Raw genomic sequence first — 16,924 nt, forward strand, 5'->3', positions numbered from 1 at the left:
AAGATGTCCTGGCCGCCGGCTAAAAAAGGCGGCTTTTTTATCGCCCTTTGTGTAAACCCTATGAGCAAGCTATAATTAAATATATGGGCAGAACAACAAAGCAGGAGGAAAAGGCTTCAGTGAAGACCTACTGGATCAAAGTATACGGCTGTCAGATGAATGAGAGAGATGCCGAGACCATAGCAGGATTATTAGAACAAGAAGGTTACCAACAAGCCCCGGCTCCAGAACAGGCCAATATTATCATACTGCACACTTGCTGCGTACGGGAAAAAGCGGAAAACAAGGTTTACGGCAAACTGGGGCAGCTGGCCCGGCTTAAAAGCAAAAATCCTGATTTAATAATCGCCGTGGGCGGCTGCATGACGCAGCAGCCGGGGGCGGCGGAAAAAATGCGCCAGCGGGCACCCCATGTAGATTTAATCTATGGGACCCATAATATCCATGAGCTACCCCGCTTACTGGAGCAGGTTTCACTTTTAAACCAGCCAGTGGAGGCCATTTGGGAAAAAGAAGGAGAGATAGTAGAAGGTTTGCCCCTCCGGAGGGCAGGCGGGGCCAAGGCTTTAGTCACTATAAGCTATGGCTGCAATAATTTCTGTTCTTACTGCATCGTACCCTATGTGCGGGGCAGGGAGCGAAGCCGCCGGCCGGAAGATATTATACGGGAAATTGAGGGCCTGGTGGCCGATGGTGTCTTGGAGGTAATGCTCCTGGGTCAGAATGTAAATTCGTATGGTAAAGATCTGGAGGGAGATATAAACTTTGCCAGGCTTTTGGAGATGGTCAATGGAATTGAAGGGCTTAGGCGCGTCCGTTACATGACTTCCCATCCCCGTGATTTTACCCTGGAACTTGTTCAAACCCTTAGCCGCCTGAACAAGGTTTGCGAGCACGTCCACTTACCGGTCCAGGCTGGGAGCAACCGGATACTCCAGCTAATGAATAGGGGTTACACCCGAGAGGCGTATATGGCACTGGTGGACAATCTTCGCCAGTATATCCCCGGAGTAAGCATAACCACCGACATAATTGTCGGCTTTCCCGGAGAAACAGAAGAGGATTTTGCCGATACTTTAGATCTGGTAGAGCGCGTCCAGTTTGATAACGCCTTTACCTTTATGTTCTCTCCCCGCAAAGGTACGGTAGCCGCTACCTTACCGGGCCAGCTTCCCTTAGAAGTAAAGAAGGAGCGCTTGCAACGCTTAATGGATTTACAATACCGGATCAGTAGGACAAAAAATGAGGTCCTGGTAGGCCAGGAGGTAGAGGTGCTGGTGGAGGGGCCCAGCGAGAACGATCCTACTAAATTGTGCGGGCGTACCCGGACCAATAAATTGGTTATTTTCCCCGGCCCGGAAGATCTGATAGGGAAACTTGTCCGGGTTAAGATAACCTTAGCGCAGACCTGGCTGCTTAAAGGGGAAGTTGCGGCATGAAAAAAGACAGGGGCCCAAGCTTAACTCCCATGATGCAACAATATAAGGAGCTAAAGGATCAGCATAAAGATGCCATCCTCTTTTTTCGCCTGGGCGATTTTTATGAGATGTTTTTCGAGGATGCCGTGGTAGCCTCCCAGGAGCTGGGGCTGGTTTTAACCTCCCGCGAATCAGGGGAAGATGCCCCTCCTATGTGCGGGGTGCCCTATCATTCGGCCGATAACTATATAGCCCGGCTGGTGGCCAAAGGGTATAAAGTTGCCATCTGCGAACAGGTGGAGGACCCCCGCCTAGCTAAAGGGCTGGTACGCCGTGAGGTTGTGCGTGTAATAACCCCGGGCACTATCACCGACGATAAAGTTCTGCCGGAAAAGGGGAATAATTATCTGGCTGCCATTATGCCGCAGCAGGAACGCTATGGTCTAGCCTGGGTTGATGTTTCCACCGGTGAGTTCCGCCTGAATTTATGTACAAGCTTCCCTGAACTGGCGGATGAACTTGTGCGTTTAGAACCCGCAGAATGCCTTTTACCTTCCTGCTGGACAAAGGATACTAATTTTGTAAAGCGCTTGCGCTTTTACTGTTCCGGAATCTTTACCCCTTGGGACCAGGGTTTGACGCCGGACACAGCCCTAAATATTTTACAAGGGCATTTCGGTGACCACTGGCGCCTCGATGCGGGCGGGGAGGTTCTAGTGGCCGCGGCCATGGCTTTAAGCTACATCGTGGCTACGCAAAAGAACTCTTTGGCCCACCTAGAACCTCCAACCCTGATGGATGAAATTACTCATATGGCTTTAGACCAGGCCACACGCCGGAACCTAGAATTGACAGCGGCCGGGAGGGATCGCGGCCGTCAAGGTTCCCTGCTCTGGGTATTGGACCGCACGGCCACCGCTATGGGGGGCCGGACCTTAAAGCAGTGGGTAGAGCGGCCCTTGATTAAGCTGGAGGCCATAAGGGAGCGGCAGGAAGCCGTAGCTGAGCTGGTCCATAATTTCCTCCTGCGCCAGAAGATCTACGGGCTTTTAAAACAAGTCAAGGATCTGGAACGCCTGGTGGGTCGGGTGGCCTACGGTACGGCCGGTGGCAGGGATTTACAGGCCTTGCGCCAGTCCCTGGAAGTAGTCTCCCCCCTTAAAGAGGCCCTGGAAGAGGCCACCTCTTCCCTTTTGCAGAAATTGTCCCAGCGACTGGATGCAGTAACGGAGATCACCGGGCTTATCGCTAAAGCTTTGGTGGATGATCCTCCGGCCGGTATAAAGGAAGGGGGCCTTATAAGGGCCGGGTTCCATCCTGAAGTAGACCGCTTACGGGAGGCGTTGAGCCACGGGCGGGAATGGATTGCCGGGCTGGAGAACCAGGAAAGGGAACGCACGGGTATTAAATCCCTCAAGGTGGGGTATAACCGGGTCTTCGGTTACTATATTGAAGTTACGCGCCCCAATCTGGCTTTGGTGCCGGAAGATTACGAAAGAAAACAGACGTTGGCCAATGCTGAGCGCTTTATTACTCCTCGCTTAAAAGAGTTAGAGCAGCAGGTGCTAGGGGCCGAAGAGAGGTTGCAAGAACTAGAATACCAACTTTTTCAAGAACTGCGTTCTAAAGTGTTAGGGGTATTACCCCGCATTCAAGGGACGGCTAAGGCCCTGGGTGTGCTAGATGCGCTGAACTCTTTGGCCACGGTGGCTGCTGATTATAATTACACGTGTCCCGTTATAGATGAAGGAGAGGTAATTGAGATTCGCCAGGGGCGCCACCCAGTGGTGGAAAGGGTAGTAAAGGACAAGGATTTTGTTCCCAACGATACCTTATTGGATTGCGCTTCCCGACGGTTACATATCATTACCGGACCTAATATGGCCGGCAAGTCCACCTATATCCGGCAGGTGGCCCTTATAGTACTGCTGGCTCAAATAGGCAGCTTTGTCCCCGCTAGCTCCGCTAAAATCGGCCTGGTGGACAGGATTCTAACTCGAGTAGGCGCCAGCGACGACCTCTTTGCCGGGCAAAGCACTTTTATGGTGGAGATGCAGGAAGTGGCCTATATTTTGCGGCAGGCCACTAGGCGCAGCCTCATTATTTTAGACGAAGTGGGGAGGGGAACCAGCACTACCGATGGTTTAAGTATAGCCCGGGCTGTAATAGAATATATCCATGACCGTATTGGAGGCCGCACTCTTTTTGCCACTCACTACCATGAACTGGTAGAGCTGGAGAAGTACTTGCCCGGAGTAAAAAACTATAGTGTAGCGGTAAGGGAAGAAGGGGAAAACATTATATTTTTACATACCATTGTGCCCGGGGGTACTGATAAGAGTTACGGTTTGCACGTAGCGCGCTTAGCCGGGTTGCCAGAAGAGGTTCTACGGCGGGCAGGGGAGTTGCTCAACAGTTCCCAGGAGGAAGAAAAGGGTGAAGAAAAAGGAGCTGAAGCAAACGGCGAAATAATAAATGAAAACGAGGTAGGACTAGAAATATTGAAAGAGATAGAAGGGTACAACCTTTTTGCCAAGACCCCTCTAGAAGCTATGCAGGCTATTTTCAACTGGCAGAAAAAGCTAGCGAGCCGGCGAAAATACCGGAGAAATGAGTATCAGCTGAGGTGGTGGGGTTAAGGAGGATACGATATGTCGCGACCCAAGATCGTTATTTTAGATCCCCAAACAGCCAACCAGATTGCCGCGGGCGAAATAGTAGAGCGCCCGGCCTCCGTCGTTAAAGAGCTAATAGAAAATGCCATTGATGCTCAGGCCAAGCATATAAGAGTAGAAATTAAGGGCGGGGGAAAGGAATACATCCGCGTCCAGGACGACGGCTGGGGTATGGATGCCGAGGATGCGGTCCTGGCCTTCGCTCGCCATGCCACCAGCAAGATCCGCCGGGCGGAAGATTTGTTTTGCATACAAACCCTGGGTTTCCGGGGAGAAGCTCTGCCGAGTATTGCTGCGGTAGCGCGGGTGGAGATGCTTACCAGGCCGCCCGGTGCAATTTTGGGTACCCGAGTAAAGATAGAAGGAGGTAAGGAACTAGCTGTAGAGGAAGCGGGTTGCCGGGAAGGAACAGTAGTCACGGTCACCGATCTTTTTTTTAATACGCCGGCCAGGCGGCGTTACTTGAAAAAGCCCGCTACCGAGGCTGCACAGGTAGCCAGTGTGGTTGAGCGTCTGGCCCTGGCTCATCCGGAAATTGCCTTTCAACTTTTCATTGAAGGTCGGCGCTCTTTGAGCACCCCGGGTAACAATGACTTGCGCTCGAGTGTAGCGGCTATTTGGGGCTTAGAGACAGCTCAGACCCTATTGCCGGTAAGGGAGGTAATGGAGGAAGGAGCCAGCTATTATGGCTTCATTTCACCTCCCTGGCTGCACCGCTACGGGCGAGAGCAGCAGATTTTGATAGTAAACGGCCGTTACATACTAAGCAGGACCATCAACCAGGAAATAGAAGCAGCCTACGATAGTTTAATTCCTGCACATAGACATCCTGTTTTTATTTTACACTTAAGTCTCCCTGCTTCGTGGTTAGATGTCAACGTCCACCCTGCCAAATTGGTCATCAGGATAAAAGATGAAGAAGCCCTGGCTGCTCGCCTGGGCCGGGCCGTCAGAGATGCCCTTAAGACCCCGCAAGCCGTGGCCAGAAAGCAGTTAAACTTACCGGCGAGGGAATATTTTACCTATGGTGAAGCTGATAAGGCAATAATGGTGCCGGAGAACCTGGTTGCCGAAAGCAGGAATTACACATATGAGGAAACTGATAAGGTAACAAGGGCCCGCCAGCAGGACTTCTCCTTTTATATATGGGAGAAAGGGGAGGGAAGGGAAAAGAGGGGAGAAGAGATAGGGGGGAGTTTACCGGCTTTAAGAGTAATAGGGCAGGTGCTAAATACTTATATTCTGGCCGAAGGTGAGGAAGGGCTCTATATTATTGACCAGCATGCTGCTCATGAGCGCTACCGCTTTGAACATTTACAACGCCAGCGCAACAGCCAGGGCTGGGCCACCCAACTTTTGGAACCTCCCCAAGTGCTGAAGCTGACAGCCCCGGAATCCCTGGAGTTGATTACTAAGCTAAAGAACCTGGGGGATGTGGGGTTTGCCATTGAACCCTTTGGGACTAATACCTTTTTACTGCGGGGCGCCCCGGCCGGTATTCCAACTGGTAAAGAAAAAGAGGTGCTGGAAGAATTATTGAAGGAAGAGCTACCGGAAAGTCTGGGGACCTTGGAGGAAAAATTATTAAAATTAATGGCCTGCCAGGGAGCTGTTAAAGCCGGTGACCGTCTTTCCCAGGAAGAAATGGAAATGCTTATTAGCCAGCTAACCACGGCCCAGCATCCTTATACTTGTCCCCATGGGCGCCCGGCCATTGTGAAAATAAGCCGGGCGGAACTAGCTCGCTATTTTAATCGGACGGGAGTACCCGGTGGAGGGGGAACTCTTGCCCTTGGGCAAAGATAGAACTGAGAAACCACCTTTAGCTGCCATTGTGGGGCCCACGGCTGTAGGCAAATCGGAAATAGCCCTGGAAGTAGCTGCTGGCCTGGATGCGGAAATAGTTTCGGTGGATTCTGTCCAGATTTATAGAGGACTGAATATAGGCACTGCCAAACTATTGCCTCACCAGCAGGTAAGTAAAACAGGCAAACCCATTAAACACCATCTCATTGATATTGTGGATCCTGATGAACCCTTCAGCGTAGCCGATTATCAGCGGCTGGCGCGAGAGGTGATTAAAGACATTCATGTGAGGGGGCGTATACCCCTACTGGTAGGGGGAACCGGGCTATACTTTCAAGCTGTTGTGGACCCTTATTTTTTTGCCCCCGGAGCCCGGGATGAAGCTTTGCGGGCCCGGTTAAAGGAAGAGGCTGAGCGGCACGGCAATGACTATCTCTACCAGCTTTTACAAAGGGTAGATCCGGCAGCAGCTAGGCGTATTCATCCCCACGATCAAAAGCGTATAATCCGTGCTTTAGAAGTATATATATTAACTGGCCAGCCCATATCTACTACCTGGCGCAAGGGTTTGACAGAGTCACCCTATCGCCTGGCCCTGGCCGGTTTGACTATGGAGCGGAAACTGCTTTATAGACGCATCAATGAGCGCGTAGATAAAATGATAGAAGCCGGGCTGGTAGAAGAGGCGAGAGGCCTGCTGCTTAAAGGTTATAGTGCTGATTTGCCTGCTTTACAGGCCTTAGGATATAAGGAAACAATAGCTTACCTCCAAGGGCAGCTAAGTCTTATGGAGGCTATTGAGCTTTTAAAGCGCAATACCAGGCGCTATGCCAAAAGGCAGTTAACCTGGTTTAGGCGGGATCCGCGTATAGTTTGGTGGGAAGTTAAGCCTGGTGAGATTGAGGAAATTTCTAGCGCCATCACTCGCTGGATGGCAGGACAATTGGGTATTAATGTAGAATAGGGTATACTAAAAACAAAAAATACCAGCCTGGAGGGGACAAAATGAACAAAGCTCAAGGGAACCTGCAGGATATTTTCCTGAACCAGATACGCAAGGAGAATATACCCGTAACCCTCTACTTGGTTAATGGATTTCAGCTCAGAGGGGTGGTACGGGGTTTTGATAACTTCACAGTGCTGTTAGATTCGGAAGGCAAACAGCAGATGGTTTACAAACATGCCATTTCCACGGTGGTTCCTCATAAGCCTGTAAGTCTAGTGGTAGAAAATAAAGCTGAGGAAAAAAAGTAATCTTACATTACGGCAAGCAAGCTTATTCTAAGAAGCTCCCGACTGTTTGAGCGGGAGCTTCTCTATTGTTTTGCATAAGTATGCCTATATTGAACAACACTACACCTGGGAAAAACTTTAAAGGGAAGGGGAACAATATGGCTGGACCCAAGGTAAAGTGTATTGTTAACACCTGTACCCACTGGATGAAGGGCGATCGCTGCAATGCTAGCAACATTGATATTACCCATGAAGAGGAAGAAAAAATGTCCCAAATATCCGAGCACACCCAATGCAAGACTTTCTATAGCCGGCGGGGTTTAGCCAACACCTTGGGGTCTCTGGATAATGTTAACTGGGGTGAACTGGTAGCCAGCACCCTGTTACCCGGTGGAGAACTTTATCCTTCGGTAACCTGTACGGTTAATAGCTGCCAATACTGGGTCGAAGGCAACCGCTGCATAGCAGAAAAGATCGATGTCGTGGGTGCCAACGCTGACGAATCCCAGGACACCAATTGTTATACCTTTAAGCCTAAGGGCAATGGATAAACTTGAGCCTTTCCCTGGACAACCGCGCCATTGCACCTCACTTCATGAGCACCTTAGCCAGTACTGCACCTCGCTATTGGAGGAGGGGTGAGCATATAATTTCTTATTGAAAACAGGAGAGAGTGGGGTGAGTGAGGTGCAGGTTAAAATCGCTTTTGGCCCGGGGAAAGCATCAAATAAAAGAGCAGGGTATGCTTCCTTTAAAGAGAGAGGGCGATCCGATAAAGAAGAATCAGCCGAAAAAATAGAGTCCCTTATGCATGAACTGGACAAATTGATCGGCCTGGCTCATGTTAAGGAATTGATCAGGGAAATACGGGCCTATGTAGAAATACAAAAAAGAAGACAGGCGGAAGGTCTTCTGACTTCACCCATGAGCTTGCACATGATCTTTAAGGGTAACCCGGGAACCGGGAAGAGTACAGTAGCCCGCTTACTTGGCCGTCTCTTTAAGGAGATGGGGTTGTTGTCCCAGGGGCATTTAGTGGAAGTAGAACGAGCCGACCTGGTAGGGGAATACATCGGCCATACCGCCCATAAAACACGGGAACAGTTGCGAAAAGCCCTGGGAGGTGTTCTTTTTATTGATGAGGCTTATTCTCTGGCCAGGGGAGGCGAAAAGGATTTCGGGCGGGAGGCCATTGACGTTCTGGTGAAAGGCATGGAAGACCACCGGGAAAATCTCATTCTGATCCTGGCTGGCTATAAAGAAGAAATGGATTATTTTCTAGAAACCAATCCCGGCCTGCGCTCGCGCTTTCCCATTCACCTAGAATTCCCTGATTATTCGGTAACAGAACTCTTAAGCATAGCCGAAGTTATGTTAAAGGATCGCCAATATTTTCTTACCTTAGAAGCACGACTTGAGTTGGAGCGAATTTTAAGGCGGGAAATTATTTTTGGGCATCGCTACAACGGCAATGCGCGTATGGTTCGCAATATTGTCGAAAAAGCTATTCGCCGGCAGGCTATCCGGTTAACAGAGAAAGTTGCGGTTTCCAGGGAGGAGCTCATGGTTATCACCGAAGAGGATTTAGCCGGCCTCAGTAACATAAGGGGTTTAAGGGATAGCTTCAGAGATTTGAAATCAGGTCTTCAGGAGCATTACCAGATCTGCTATAATAATCCTCCGTAAGCCGTAAAAAGGAAGGGGCTAAGAGGCCATTGTTTATAGCAGATGAGCAATATTCAGAAATCGAGGTTATCCGGGATTACTTTGCTATCGACCCGTGGCTTATAAAGGAACTTTTGGCAGCCGAAGAAGAAAGTCGGCAGCAGGGTTGGTTCCACCGCATAGAAGTAGTAAGTACGTTAAACCATTACAAGATTCTCAAAGCCTTTCAGGAGCTAGGTGTTAATGAGTTTCATTTTCAAGATTCTACCGGTTACGGTTATGGCGACCTGGGCCGTGATACTCTAGAAAAACTTTATGCCCGGGTATTCGGAGGAGAAGCCGCCTTGGTCAGACCTCAAATTGTTTCCGGCACCCATGCTTTGAGTCTCTGCCTGAATAGTCTCCTGCGCCCCGGGGATACTATCCTAGCTGCCTGCGGAAAACCCTATGATACCCTGGCGACGGTGATCGGCATAGGCAAGACTGTGAGAGGCAGCCTGTCCAGTAAGGGCATCGGCTATGCCCAGGTCGATCTGACTGACCAAGGCCAACCGGATTTTGCCACCCTGGCTCGAGAGGCTGAGAGGCTTAAACCGCGTCTATGCCTTATTCAACGCTCTCGCGGCTATCAAACGCGTCCGGCCTTAAGCGTTTATACCATCGGCAAGGTAATAAAAACAGTCAAACAAGCTTCACCGCAAACCCTGTGCCTGGTGGATAATTGTTACGGCGAGTTGGTAGAAGAAGTAGAGCCCCCTGACGTGGGAGCAGATCTAACTGCAGGCTCCCTGATTAAGAATCCCGGCGGTGGCCTGGCACCAGGAGGAGGTTATGTTGTGGGACGGGAAGATTTAATAGAAGAAGTGGCCGCTTCTTTGACCGCCCCTGGATTAGGCAAAGAACTGGGAGCCTTTGCTGGCAAGCGCCTTTTCTACCAGGGCCTCTTTCAAGCCCCTTGGGCAGTAAAGGAAGCTTTAAAAGGGGCCATTTTGGCTGCTGTTTTCTTCCATAAATTGGGATACCCTGTGGAACCTTTGCCGTGGGAGGCCAGATATGATATTGTACAAACAATTACTCTAGGCAGCCGGGAAGCATTAGTAGCCTTTTGTCGTGGATTACAGCGGGGTAGCCCGGTAGAAGCCCATGCTCAGCCCGAACCCGCGCCTTTACCAGGTTATAAAGAGCAAATTATTATGGCCGGGGGCACTTTTATCCAGGGAGCTTCTTTGGAATTAAGCGCTGATGCTCCAGTCAAGCCTCCTTATACAGTTTTCCTGCAAGGGGGAGTATCTATGGCCTATACCAAAATAGCTTTGCTTATGGCTGCTCAGGAAATTTACCGGCTCTAATGGCCGTATCGGCTGCTTCCGATAATAATCATTATGTTAACTTGCCCCTCTGAACATAACTATGGCCTCTCGGGTTCTTACTTATTTTCCGGCCCTCTTTCGGGATCAACTATTATTTGATTGCCCCGGATGCGGTGCAACTCTCGAGCGCGGAATTGAGAACGTCTATCCTGGTTGCGTAGGTTCCGGCTGAGTCTAAATTTTTTCTTCATCTGGTGTCCATTCTCCTTTTTTTTTATTAAGTGTTATGTTTATTTTGCGAAACGAGGACAGTTTTTACAGGGGCGCGAACATGGTAATTAATGGTTTGAAGGTTAAGCGGAGCATAGAAAACATTAATCGACGGAAACTAATACATAGGAGGGATGGCCTATGTTTCGAGCTCGTGCAATGAGGAACGGCAGAGAACAAAGAAGTTGGTTGCGCTGGCTCGCATGGTTAGCTTATCCCATGGGCTTGTTACACGGAGCTCTCCTAGCTCGTTTCTTCTTCCAACCCAAGGAGCAGGCGAGCCCTCAGGGGTAAGCCCCTCCTTTCCAAATTTTATATGTTTCCTTAGTTTCGGCAGGTAACATTATTAAATCCCCTGGTTTTTAGCATATATCTCCGTGTCCCTATTATATAATTTTTTACTGGGATCAAGCATTCTGTCACTTTAGGCGGGGGATTAAGTATAAAACGATGTTTTTATTCACGACACCAGATGGTGATATGTGGAGGATATGTTCTTCCCCAGGGTCGCTTTCTTATAGCTACACCTTAGTAGGTTATCCCCTAGAAGAGATTGCCTCCTTTCTGGGAGCCATAGATAAAAAAGGACGTTTGCACTTGTTGCTTAAATTGCTTGGAAACCAGTATATCTATTCTTATTGGGAGGGACAGCGCTGGTATAGTCTACCTCTCCCCATTCAGAGGTGTGAGCGTTTATATACTTTAATGGTGGATAATACTGGGAAGACACATATTTTGTTAGGCTTGCAAGGGGAAGGGATACACCTTATCCGTTACCATGAACGATGGTTTATAAAGAACCTTCCTTTTAGATTGTACGGGGAACCTTTATGCATTCAACTGTGGGGAGGAGAAGATCTTTTTGTCTGCTGGGAGGAGATAAAGCAAAATGTAAAGAAAATATTTTATACCTTTTATCAGGGGAATTGGTCCTCCCCTTCCCTATTGCTCGAGGGACCCAAGGAAGTTAAGTGTTATGTGTACTTTATGGATATTTCTGACAGCAGTTTTGAGATTTACTCTTTTGCTTGGAAACCCCAGGGAGAAGAGTATCAAATATACTGGTACACAACAGCCAATAGTACGCCTCAAGTAGCAACCTATGTCCTAGGGAAAACTTTAGGGATACCAGATAGTTATCCCCTTCTCTTAAGTAGCAGGGCTAATCACCTCCTCTGCTGGACAGTACACGGCCAATTTACTTTCTCCCTTAAAGGAGAAAGGGGCTCTTGGAGCCGGCCTCAAGGAGACTATCTTTTCTTCCCCACAAGCATAAGACCGCTTCTTACCTGGAACGGTTGGAACCGGGATAAGGTTGCCTTTACCCGGGTGAGTGGGCTAAATCTTGACTGGCCTTTAATTGTGGGCGTCGATCAGATTTTACCCTACTGCAAGGGTGCTCTAACCCTCTCCAAAAGGTGAAGATTAGTTAAGCGACGAAGGGCCAACCAGTTTCGGCGGTGGAGGGAAAGGGAGGAGCGCAATATGAAGTTCCCCGTATTCCTCACCCAAGGCGAAGATGGCTATATCGTGGCCGGGTCCCCAGGACTACCGGATATAGACGGGAACCCTAAGGCTAAGGAGGGGTAAACGAATGCGCCGGGTTGAAAAGGATTAATCAAAGGCAGAGCGGTGTCCCTGGCAAGGTTTTGGGCAATAAAAATTCCGGGGCGAAGCCCGGAAACGTTGAAATTATTCAATTTGGTAGCCCTACGGGGATTCGAACCCCGGTTTCCGCCGTGAGAGGGCGGCGTCCTAGTCCACTAGACGATAGGGCCCCATGCGGGGTTAATTATATCATGTTTACCCTATTTCGTCAATCCTCCGCCCGATCACCAACTGTTAACCAATTACTCTCGGGTTTACGTGCCTGGATAAAGGCGCTGGCCAGAGAGTCGATATAGGATGCCACTTCTTCTTCCACTTCACAACTTAGAAATCCCTTGGATAGCTCAGACTGATCAAAGACACGGATTATCTTCAGTTCCACATTGATGAAACCCGCTTCTTTCAACAGCCGACGGTATTCCGTCTCCGTCAGGGCGCCGGCAACGCAGCCGGTCCAAAGCTCAACGTTTTGCCGTAGACGGGCAAGTACCTCTTTCCGCCAAACCATATCGGAAACGGCCAAGCGACCGCCAGGTTTGAGGACACGGAAGGCTTCCTTGAACACTTTAGGTTTATCCGCAGCCAGATTGATAACACAGTTGGAGATGATTACATCAACATGATTGTCCGGCAAGGGGATGTTTTCTATATCGCCTTTTAAGAACTCTACATTGGTCAGCCCGCTCCGGCGCCGGTATTCTTCGGCCAGGGCTAACATTTCCTCGGTCATATCCAGGCCGTATACCTTCCCCTTCGGTCCCACCCGCTGTGCACTCAGTAGAACATCCAGCCCGGCCCCGCTACCGAGGTCCAAGACCACTTCACCCTCATTTAAATCTGCCAGAGCGATGGGGTTACCGCAGCCAAGGGAAGCATTGAGCAGCTCGCGGGGCAAGCCCGCTGTTTCCTCCGGGGTATAGTTACAGCTCCCGAAGCATCCTCCCGAGGTGCAGCAGCTTCCCGTCTCGCCTGCTTGTACCATCCTGGCCGCCGCAGCATATCTTTCTTTCACGGTCTTTTTTAAAGAATCACTCACTGGCAACAGCCCCCCTCTAGTTTTTTTATGGCTTCAACAAGTAGGCTTAGCCCTTCCAGGACGACCTGCCGTTTTTCCGTGGGTATCTGCCTTAAAATCTCCTGGACGTACTCGTTAATGCCTCGGTTGATAACCTCCACCAGTTCCCGGCCGCTGTCCGTTAAAAACAGTACTAACCGGCGGCGGTCCCAGGGATCGGCTTCTCGTTTCAAAAGTCCTCGGCGTACCAGCCCGTCGGCCACCCGGCTGACGGTGCTCAAATCCAGCTCCAGTGCTGCGGCCAGCTCGCTCAAGGAGGTTTTTCCTCCCTTTCGGCGGGAGACTTCCAGCAGCAGGTGGCACTGCGAAAGGGTTATCCCGCAGCAACCCACTTCGCTTTTTTCCAACAACTGCATAGCCCGGGCTAGTTCAGCTAGCAACTGGCGCAGGCGGACTACTGGTAATTCATACTCCATGTTTTCTCACCCAGAATAATTGTATCATACATATGTTGCATTATGCAAGCAATGTAGAGAGCTTGAAAAAAGGGAATAAATACAAAACAGAAATGGTGATATAATGGTGTCATAAACTTATAAGTGAGGAACATTTGGTGCCATGATATTGCGACGGGAGGATATAATCAAAGAAATAAAAGCCCAAGTCAGCAATAGACCGGCAGTAGCGGTGACTTATCTCATGGGGTCTTACGCCGATGGTACGGCCACCCCTTTAAGTGATGTTGATGTGGGTATCGGCGTTTATCCTTCTCTGTGCCCGGATCGGTATGCGGCCATGGACCTGGCCGAAGATCTTGAACATTGTCTGGTACAGACTCTTTTCCCTAATTATAATCCCGATCCCTGGACGGAATGGCTTTTTTACCCGGTGGAAGTCGTGGTCCTCAATACTTCCCACACCCTGCCCTCTTTGCCCTGGATGCTGGCCGGTGCCCTGCCTATATACACTCCGGATGCCAACTTTCAATCTGAGCTAGAGGCACTAGCCTTTCAGAGGGGCCGCCCTTCACCGGAAGAAGCTCGAATAGCCGCTTGCCGGCTCAAGGCATCCTGGATCGTCCGGGCGGCACGCGGGCAGGTGTTTGCCCGCTACGAGGCGGTGCTGCGTACCTGCCTTAACCTAGCCCACCGCACGGTGGTCAGGCTGAAATTACCGGTGCCCCAGAAAAGAACGCAGTTACCTTTGGTCTTGGCCGAAGCTGGAGTTATTTCCCGGCGAGTGTTTTCTTTTCTAACGGAGGCTATAGAAATTTTAACCAGACGGGATGTGACTATAAATAAATGGGAATACCTGCACCAGGGGATACACCTGTTGGCCGATTATGCCGTGCAGGTGGAAGAGGTATTGGAAAGGGCTCGAACATTCTGAGCCCGGTTATATCATCGCGGCCTTGCGGTTTTTTTAACCTGTAAATTCTATCAGGATGGGGACTTTATGCCCACAGCCAGGTCCGCGCCGTTTAAACGCTGCTGTCAACAGCATTCCTATGCTGCTGTTGAGGCTTATGTCTCTTCGGCCCTTTGCTTGTAAAGACTGAGAACCCTAGCTATTTCCTTTCCATAGTCCTCGTATTTTTCTACTGTGGTCTCTAAAATCATAGGCAGGGAGCTCAGAAAAGGATGGTTTATGATAGCGCTGATGCCCTCTTCTCCCGATTCTCCTTCACCGATACAAGCATGACGGTCCCGGTTACTTCCTAAAGAGGCTAAGGAGTCGTTGAGGTGTAACACTTTGATCCTTTCTAGCCCCAATTTATCCTCTAGGGCAGCTACTAGATCATCACAACCTGCAGGGCTTTTCAAATTCCATCCAGCAGCGAAAAGATGGGCAGAATCCAGGCATATCCCCACTTGAGGAGGCCAGTCCAAAAGGTCCAGAACCTGACGGAGTTCATCGAGGCTTCCCAATTCACCTGTTTGTCCAGCCATAGTCTCTAAAAGCAACATGGGACCATGAACCTGCCCATGCAGGAAATTTTCTCGAATAATGGTTGCCAAACGCTTTAAGGCTTCTGTTATATCCCCTTTATGCCGGCCCGGGTGAGTTACAATATACTCTCCTCCGATTAGTTTTACTCGTTCTAGATCTTCCTTTAAAACTAAAGCGGCGAAGTCCCGTAATTTTCCAGGAAGGGCAGCCAAGTTGACAGTATAAGGAAGATGGGCTATTACTGGGTAGATATCGTTTTTGGCCCTTACTTCCAGCCAGTCCTTTATTTCTGTTTCTCCTATTTGACGGGCACGACCACCCCGGGGGTTACGGGTGAAGTATTGAAAGGTGTTGGCACCGATCCGCTTAGCCATCGATACAGCTTGAGGTAGCCCCTGCGCAATACTTAAGTGAGCACCTAAACGCATGTTAGCCTCCTCAAGGGTTAAATTTTTACCTTTACCTTACATTACTTCGGCTTGCCTGTCAAACTTTTTAAGAGAAAAAGGGCCTCCCAGGCCCTTCCGCTAGCAAGTCTTTCAAATCTTATGAAGGTAGTGGTAACCTAGCTGGGTGATATGATAACCTATAGTCTCTAGGGTTATTTGCGAGGAGTTATAAGTAATCATAAGACGCCGGTGGCTAGGGAAAGGTACCACGCTACTTACACCTGGAAGGGTTTGTAAAGTATTTACTAATTTCCGGGCATCTTCTTCAGTTTTCATGTTAGTAATGATAAGGGTAATAGTAGCCTCCTGGCTACCCCATTTCCCAGAACCCATCAAAGCCTTGATCTCCTTGATATAAAAGCTCACGGAGCGCCACCTCCTAATGGATTTGCTCTCTCTATTTTATGCTGTTATTTGTTCACATTCTCCTCCCCCTGTTCAATATGCTATTAATGGTCAATCTTCATAGCTAGGAGGGGGAAAGAATTGAACACCACCATTATTCTTAGAGCGCTAGGCGCACCGGGTCCATCTTTCCAAGATTTTCTGGAAAGGTTAGGTGTCGCCTTAGAAGAGCGTAGCTTCCGGGTACTAGGACTGCCTCCTAAGTCTAGCAATGGTAAACTTTTCCGTCTATGGCAGGCTAATTTACTCTTAGTAATAGCGGATCGTTCTTTGGATAGGACATTCCAAGAGCCTACTTTAAGGTTTTTCCATTCTTTTAAAAAAGCAGAGGAGAGCTTAGCGGTTATCGCCGCTATCGTTCAAGAAATGCTCCTAAATAGAGATGGGATTAATTATTCCCTGGCTAAGAAATGGGAACATATAATCCGGCCTACCTACTTCAGGCTTTTGCAGGATAGCGAAGTACCTGCTGTATTGCTGGAATTACATGGCTCCAGTATTTTGGAGGATGTACGTAAGCGCCTAGAAAACAGGATTGTTGAAGGGATAACCCGTTATTTCAGGGGCTTGTACCAAGGAGTTGTAGACGATCCCTTAGGTAACTGTTCGAGTTATAAACCCGAAACTGATGATATAGCGCAATCGTTAGCTAACAGGAAGGGAAAGCTTACTGAGGTTAAAGAGGAAATAGATAGTAAGGGAGAAAACGGCAAAAAAGCCATAGTGTCGTTAGCGGAACAAACTAGAGAGAAGATATCTCCTTTGGACGGGCAAAAAGGTGAGGATGTTGAGGAGCTGCAGGAGGAAGGTCAAAAATATGGAGCAGAAATGAAATCCAACGAAAAAGAGCCCCAGGAAGAGGAGGTGAAAGAAGTTAGCCATAACGGAGAAAAACAACTTGATAAGGAAACGCCCAGGCTGGAGTTGCCTTTAACCGAAGCTAAACTTAAGCGCCGGCCTCGGTATTGGGGTAGTAATCCTTTAGCTCCTCCAGGTGACGGGCCTATCTATTATTTTGAGCCCTATATCCCGGCTGAAGTACCGTAAGCGTCAAATACAACCCACCTTGGCACAGTGCTCGAGTTTAAGGGATAATCTTCCTCAGAAAACGAACTGAGGA

16 protein-coding genes and 1 tRNA gene are annotated in these 16,924 nt (G+C 49.3%); 11 read left to right on the forward strand and 6 right to left on the reverse strand.

Going from position 1 to position 16,924, the window contains the following annotated elements; genetic code table 11:
* Nucleotides 1–83 precede the first annotated feature (83 nt).
* The 8 genes from miaB to AC1BI1_RS02770 all read left to right on the forward strand — a co-directional run bounded on the left by miaB (nucleotide 84) and on the right by AC1BI1_RS02770 (nucleotide 10,146).
* Complete coding sequence (gene miaB / locus AC1BI1_RS02735) at nucleotides 84–1,439, forward strand: tRNA (N6-isopentenyl adenosine(37)-C2)-methylthiotransferase MiaB (protein ID WP_476715730.1); 1,356 nt, start codon at nucleotides 84–86, stop codon at nucleotides 1,437–1,439.
* A complete protein-coding gene (gene mutS / locus AC1BI1_RS02740; RefSeq protein ID WP_476715731.1) occupies nucleotides 1,436–4,057 on the forward strand; it encodes a DNA mismatch repair protein MutS in 2,622 nt (873 codons plus the stop codon). The genes miaB and mutS overlap by 4 nt, the downstream gene beginning before the upstream one ends.
* A gap of 12 nt (nucleotides 4,058–4,069) precedes the next feature.
* On the forward strand, nucleotides 4,070–5,899 hold the full coding sequence (gene mutL, locus AC1BI1_RS02745; protein ID WP_476715732.1) for a DNA mismatch repair endonuclease MutL: 1,830 nt from the start codon (nucleotides 4,070–4,072) through the stop codon (nucleotides 5,897–5,899).
* Complete coding sequence (gene miaA, locus AC1BI1_RS02750) at nucleotides 5,886–6,863, forward strand: tRNA (adenosine(37)-N6)-dimethylallyltransferase MiaA (protein WP_476715733.1); 978 nt, start codon at nucleotides 5,886–5,888, stop codon at nucleotides 6,861–6,863. The genes mutL and miaA overlap by 14 nt, the downstream gene beginning before the upstream one ends.
* 41 nt (nucleotides 6,864–6,904) lie before the next feature.
* Nucleotides 6,905–7,153, forward strand: coding sequence for an RNA chaperone Hfq (gene hfq, locus AC1BI1_RS02755; RefSeq protein WP_476715734.1), 249 nt, complete (start codon nucleotides 6,905–6,907; stop codon nucleotides 7,151–7,153).
* A 137-nt stretch (nucleotides 7,154–7,290) separates the two neighbouring features.
* A complete protein-coding gene (locus AC1BI1_RS02760) occupies nucleotides 7,291–7,683 on the forward strand; it encodes a DUF1540 domain-containing protein (protein WP_476715735.1) in 393 nt (130 codons plus the stop codon).
* 127 nt (nucleotides 7,684–7,810) lie between these two features.
* Nucleotides 7,811–8,818: an AAA family ATPase gene (locus AC1BI1_RS02765; protein WP_476715736.1), complete on the forward strand. Its 1,008-nt coding sequence runs from the start codon at nucleotides 7,811–7,813 to the stop codon at nucleotides 8,816–8,818.
* Between the two features lie 29 nt (nucleotides 8,819–8,847).
* On the forward strand, nucleotides 8,848–10,146 hold the full coding sequence (locus tag AC1BI1_RS02770) for a methionine gamma-lyase family protein (protein WP_476715737.1): 1,299 nt from the start codon (nucleotides 8,848–8,850) through the stop codon (nucleotides 10,144–10,146).
* Between the two features lie 77 nt (nucleotides 10,147–10,223).
* Here the strand turns inward: AC1BI1_RS02770 and AC1BI1_RS02775 are convergent, their stop codons facing one another.
* Nucleotides 10,224–10,358 carry a hypothetical protein gene (locus AC1BI1_RS02775; RefSeq protein WP_476715738.1) on the reverse strand — a complete coding sequence of 45 codons (135 nt, stop codon included), beginning with the start codon at nucleotides 10,356–10,358 and terminating at the stop codon, nucleotides 10,224–10,226.
* 754 nt (nucleotides 10,359–11,112) lie between these two features.
* Between AC1BI1_RS02775 and AC1BI1_RS02780 the strand changes: the two genes are divergently transcribed.
* Complete coding sequence (locus AC1BI1_RS02780; RefSeq protein ID WP_476715739.1) at nucleotides 11,113–11,799, forward strand: hypothetical protein; 687 nt, start codon at nucleotides 11,113–11,115, stop codon at nucleotides 11,797–11,799.
* Nucleotides 11,800–12,079: 280 nt separating this feature from the next.
* Here AC1BI1_RS02780 and AC1BI1_RS02785 read toward each other — a convergent pair.
* From AC1BI1_RS02785 to AC1BI1_RS02795, 3 genes are all read right to left on the reverse strand, one after another.
* Nucleotides 12,080–12,155: transfer RNA gene (locus AC1BI1_RS02785), tRNA-Glu, on the reverse strand.
* 38 nt (nucleotides 12,156–12,193) lie between these two features.
* Complete coding sequence (arsM, locus tag AC1BI1_RS02790; RefSeq protein WP_476715740.1) at nucleotides 12,194–13,021, reverse strand: arsenite methyltransferase; 828 nt, start codon at nucleotides 13,019–13,021, stop codon at nucleotides 12,194–12,196.
* On the reverse strand, nucleotides 13,018–13,476 hold the full coding sequence (locus tag AC1BI1_RS02795; protein ID WP_476715741.1) for a MarR family winged helix-turn-helix transcriptional regulator: 459 nt from the start codon (nucleotides 13,474–13,476) through the stop codon (nucleotides 13,018–13,020). The genes arsM and AC1BI1_RS02795 overlap by 4 nt, the downstream gene beginning before the upstream one ends.
* Before the next feature lie 142 nt (nucleotides 13,477–13,618).
* Between AC1BI1_RS02795 and AC1BI1_RS02800 the strand changes: the two genes are divergently transcribed.
* Nucleotides 13,619–14,389, forward strand: a complete 771-nt coding sequence (locus AC1BI1_RS02800; protein ID WP_476715742.1) for a nucleotidyltransferase domain-containing protein — start codon at nucleotides 13,619–13,621, stop codon at nucleotides 14,387–14,389.
* Nucleotides 14,390–14,523: 134 nt separating this feature from the next.
* Here AC1BI1_RS02800 and AC1BI1_RS02805 read toward each other — a convergent pair whose 3' ends face one another.
* Together AC1BI1_RS02805 and AC1BI1_RS02810 are read right to left on the reverse strand one after the other, a co-directional pair.
* Nucleotides 14,524–15,378, reverse strand: a complete 855-nt coding sequence (locus AC1BI1_RS02805; protein WP_476715743.1) for a deoxyribonuclease IV — start codon at nucleotides 15,376–15,378, stop codon at nucleotides 14,524–14,526.
* Between the two features lie 111 nt (nucleotides 15,379–15,489).
* Complete coding sequence (locus AC1BI1_RS02810) at nucleotides 15,490–15,765, reverse strand: hypothetical protein (protein ID WP_476715744.1); 276 nt, start codon at nucleotides 15,763–15,765, stop codon at nucleotides 15,490–15,492.
* 120 nt (nucleotides 15,766–15,885) lie between these two features.
* Between AC1BI1_RS02810 and AC1BI1_RS02815 the strand changes: the two genes are divergently transcribed.
* Nucleotides 15,886–16,851 (forward strand): hypothetical protein, encoded by a 966-nt coding sequence (locus tag AC1BI1_RS02815; protein ID WP_476715745.1) that lies wholly within the window; start codon nucleotides 15,886–15,888, stop codon nucleotides 16,849–16,851.
* Nucleotides 16,852–16,924: the final 73 nt, after the last annotated feature.

The sequence above is a fragment of the Thermanaeromonas sp. DSM 22490 genome (genome assembly GCF_056378755.1).

What these genes read in the sequence shown, in the direction of transcription:
- mutS (WP_476715731.1), top strand. Translation starts at nt 1,436, where the DNA reads ATGAAAAAAGACAGGGGCCCAAGCTTAACTCCCATGATGCAACAATAT.
- AC1BI1_RS02775 (WP_476715738.1), bottom strand. Translation starts at nt 10,358, where the DNA reads ATGAAGAAAAAATTTAGACTCAGCCGGAACCTACGCAACCAGGATAGA.
- AC1BI1_RS02805 (WP_476715743.1), bottom strand. Translation starts at nt 15,378, where the DNA reads ATGCGTTTAGGTGCTCACTTAAGTATTGCGCAGGGGCTACCTCAAGCT.
- mutL (WP_476715732.1), top strand. Translation starts at nt 4,070, where the DNA reads ATGTCGCGACCCAAGATCGTTATTTTAGATCCCCAAACAGCCAACCAG.
- AC1BI1_RS02795 (WP_476715741.1), bottom strand. Translation starts at nt 13,476, where the DNA reads ATGGAGTATGAATTACCAGTAGTCCGCCTGCGCCAGTTGCTAGCTGAA.
- AC1BI1_RS02800 (WP_476715742.1), top strand. Translation starts at nt 13,619, where the DNA reads ATGATATTGCGACGGGAGGATATAATCAAAGAAATAAAAGCCCAAGTC.
- AC1BI1_RS02760 (WP_476715735.1), top strand. Translation starts at nt 7,291, where the DNA reads ATGGCTGGACCCAAGGTAAAGTGTATTGTTAACACCTGTACCCACTGG.
- miaB (WP_476715730.1), top strand. Translation starts at nt 84, where the DNA reads ATGGGCAGAACAACAAAGCAGGAGGAAAAGGCTTCAGTGAAGACCTAC.
- hfq (WP_476715734.1), top strand. Translation starts at nt 6,905, where the DNA reads ATGAACAAAGCTCAAGGGAACCTGCAGGATATTTTCCTGAACCAGATA.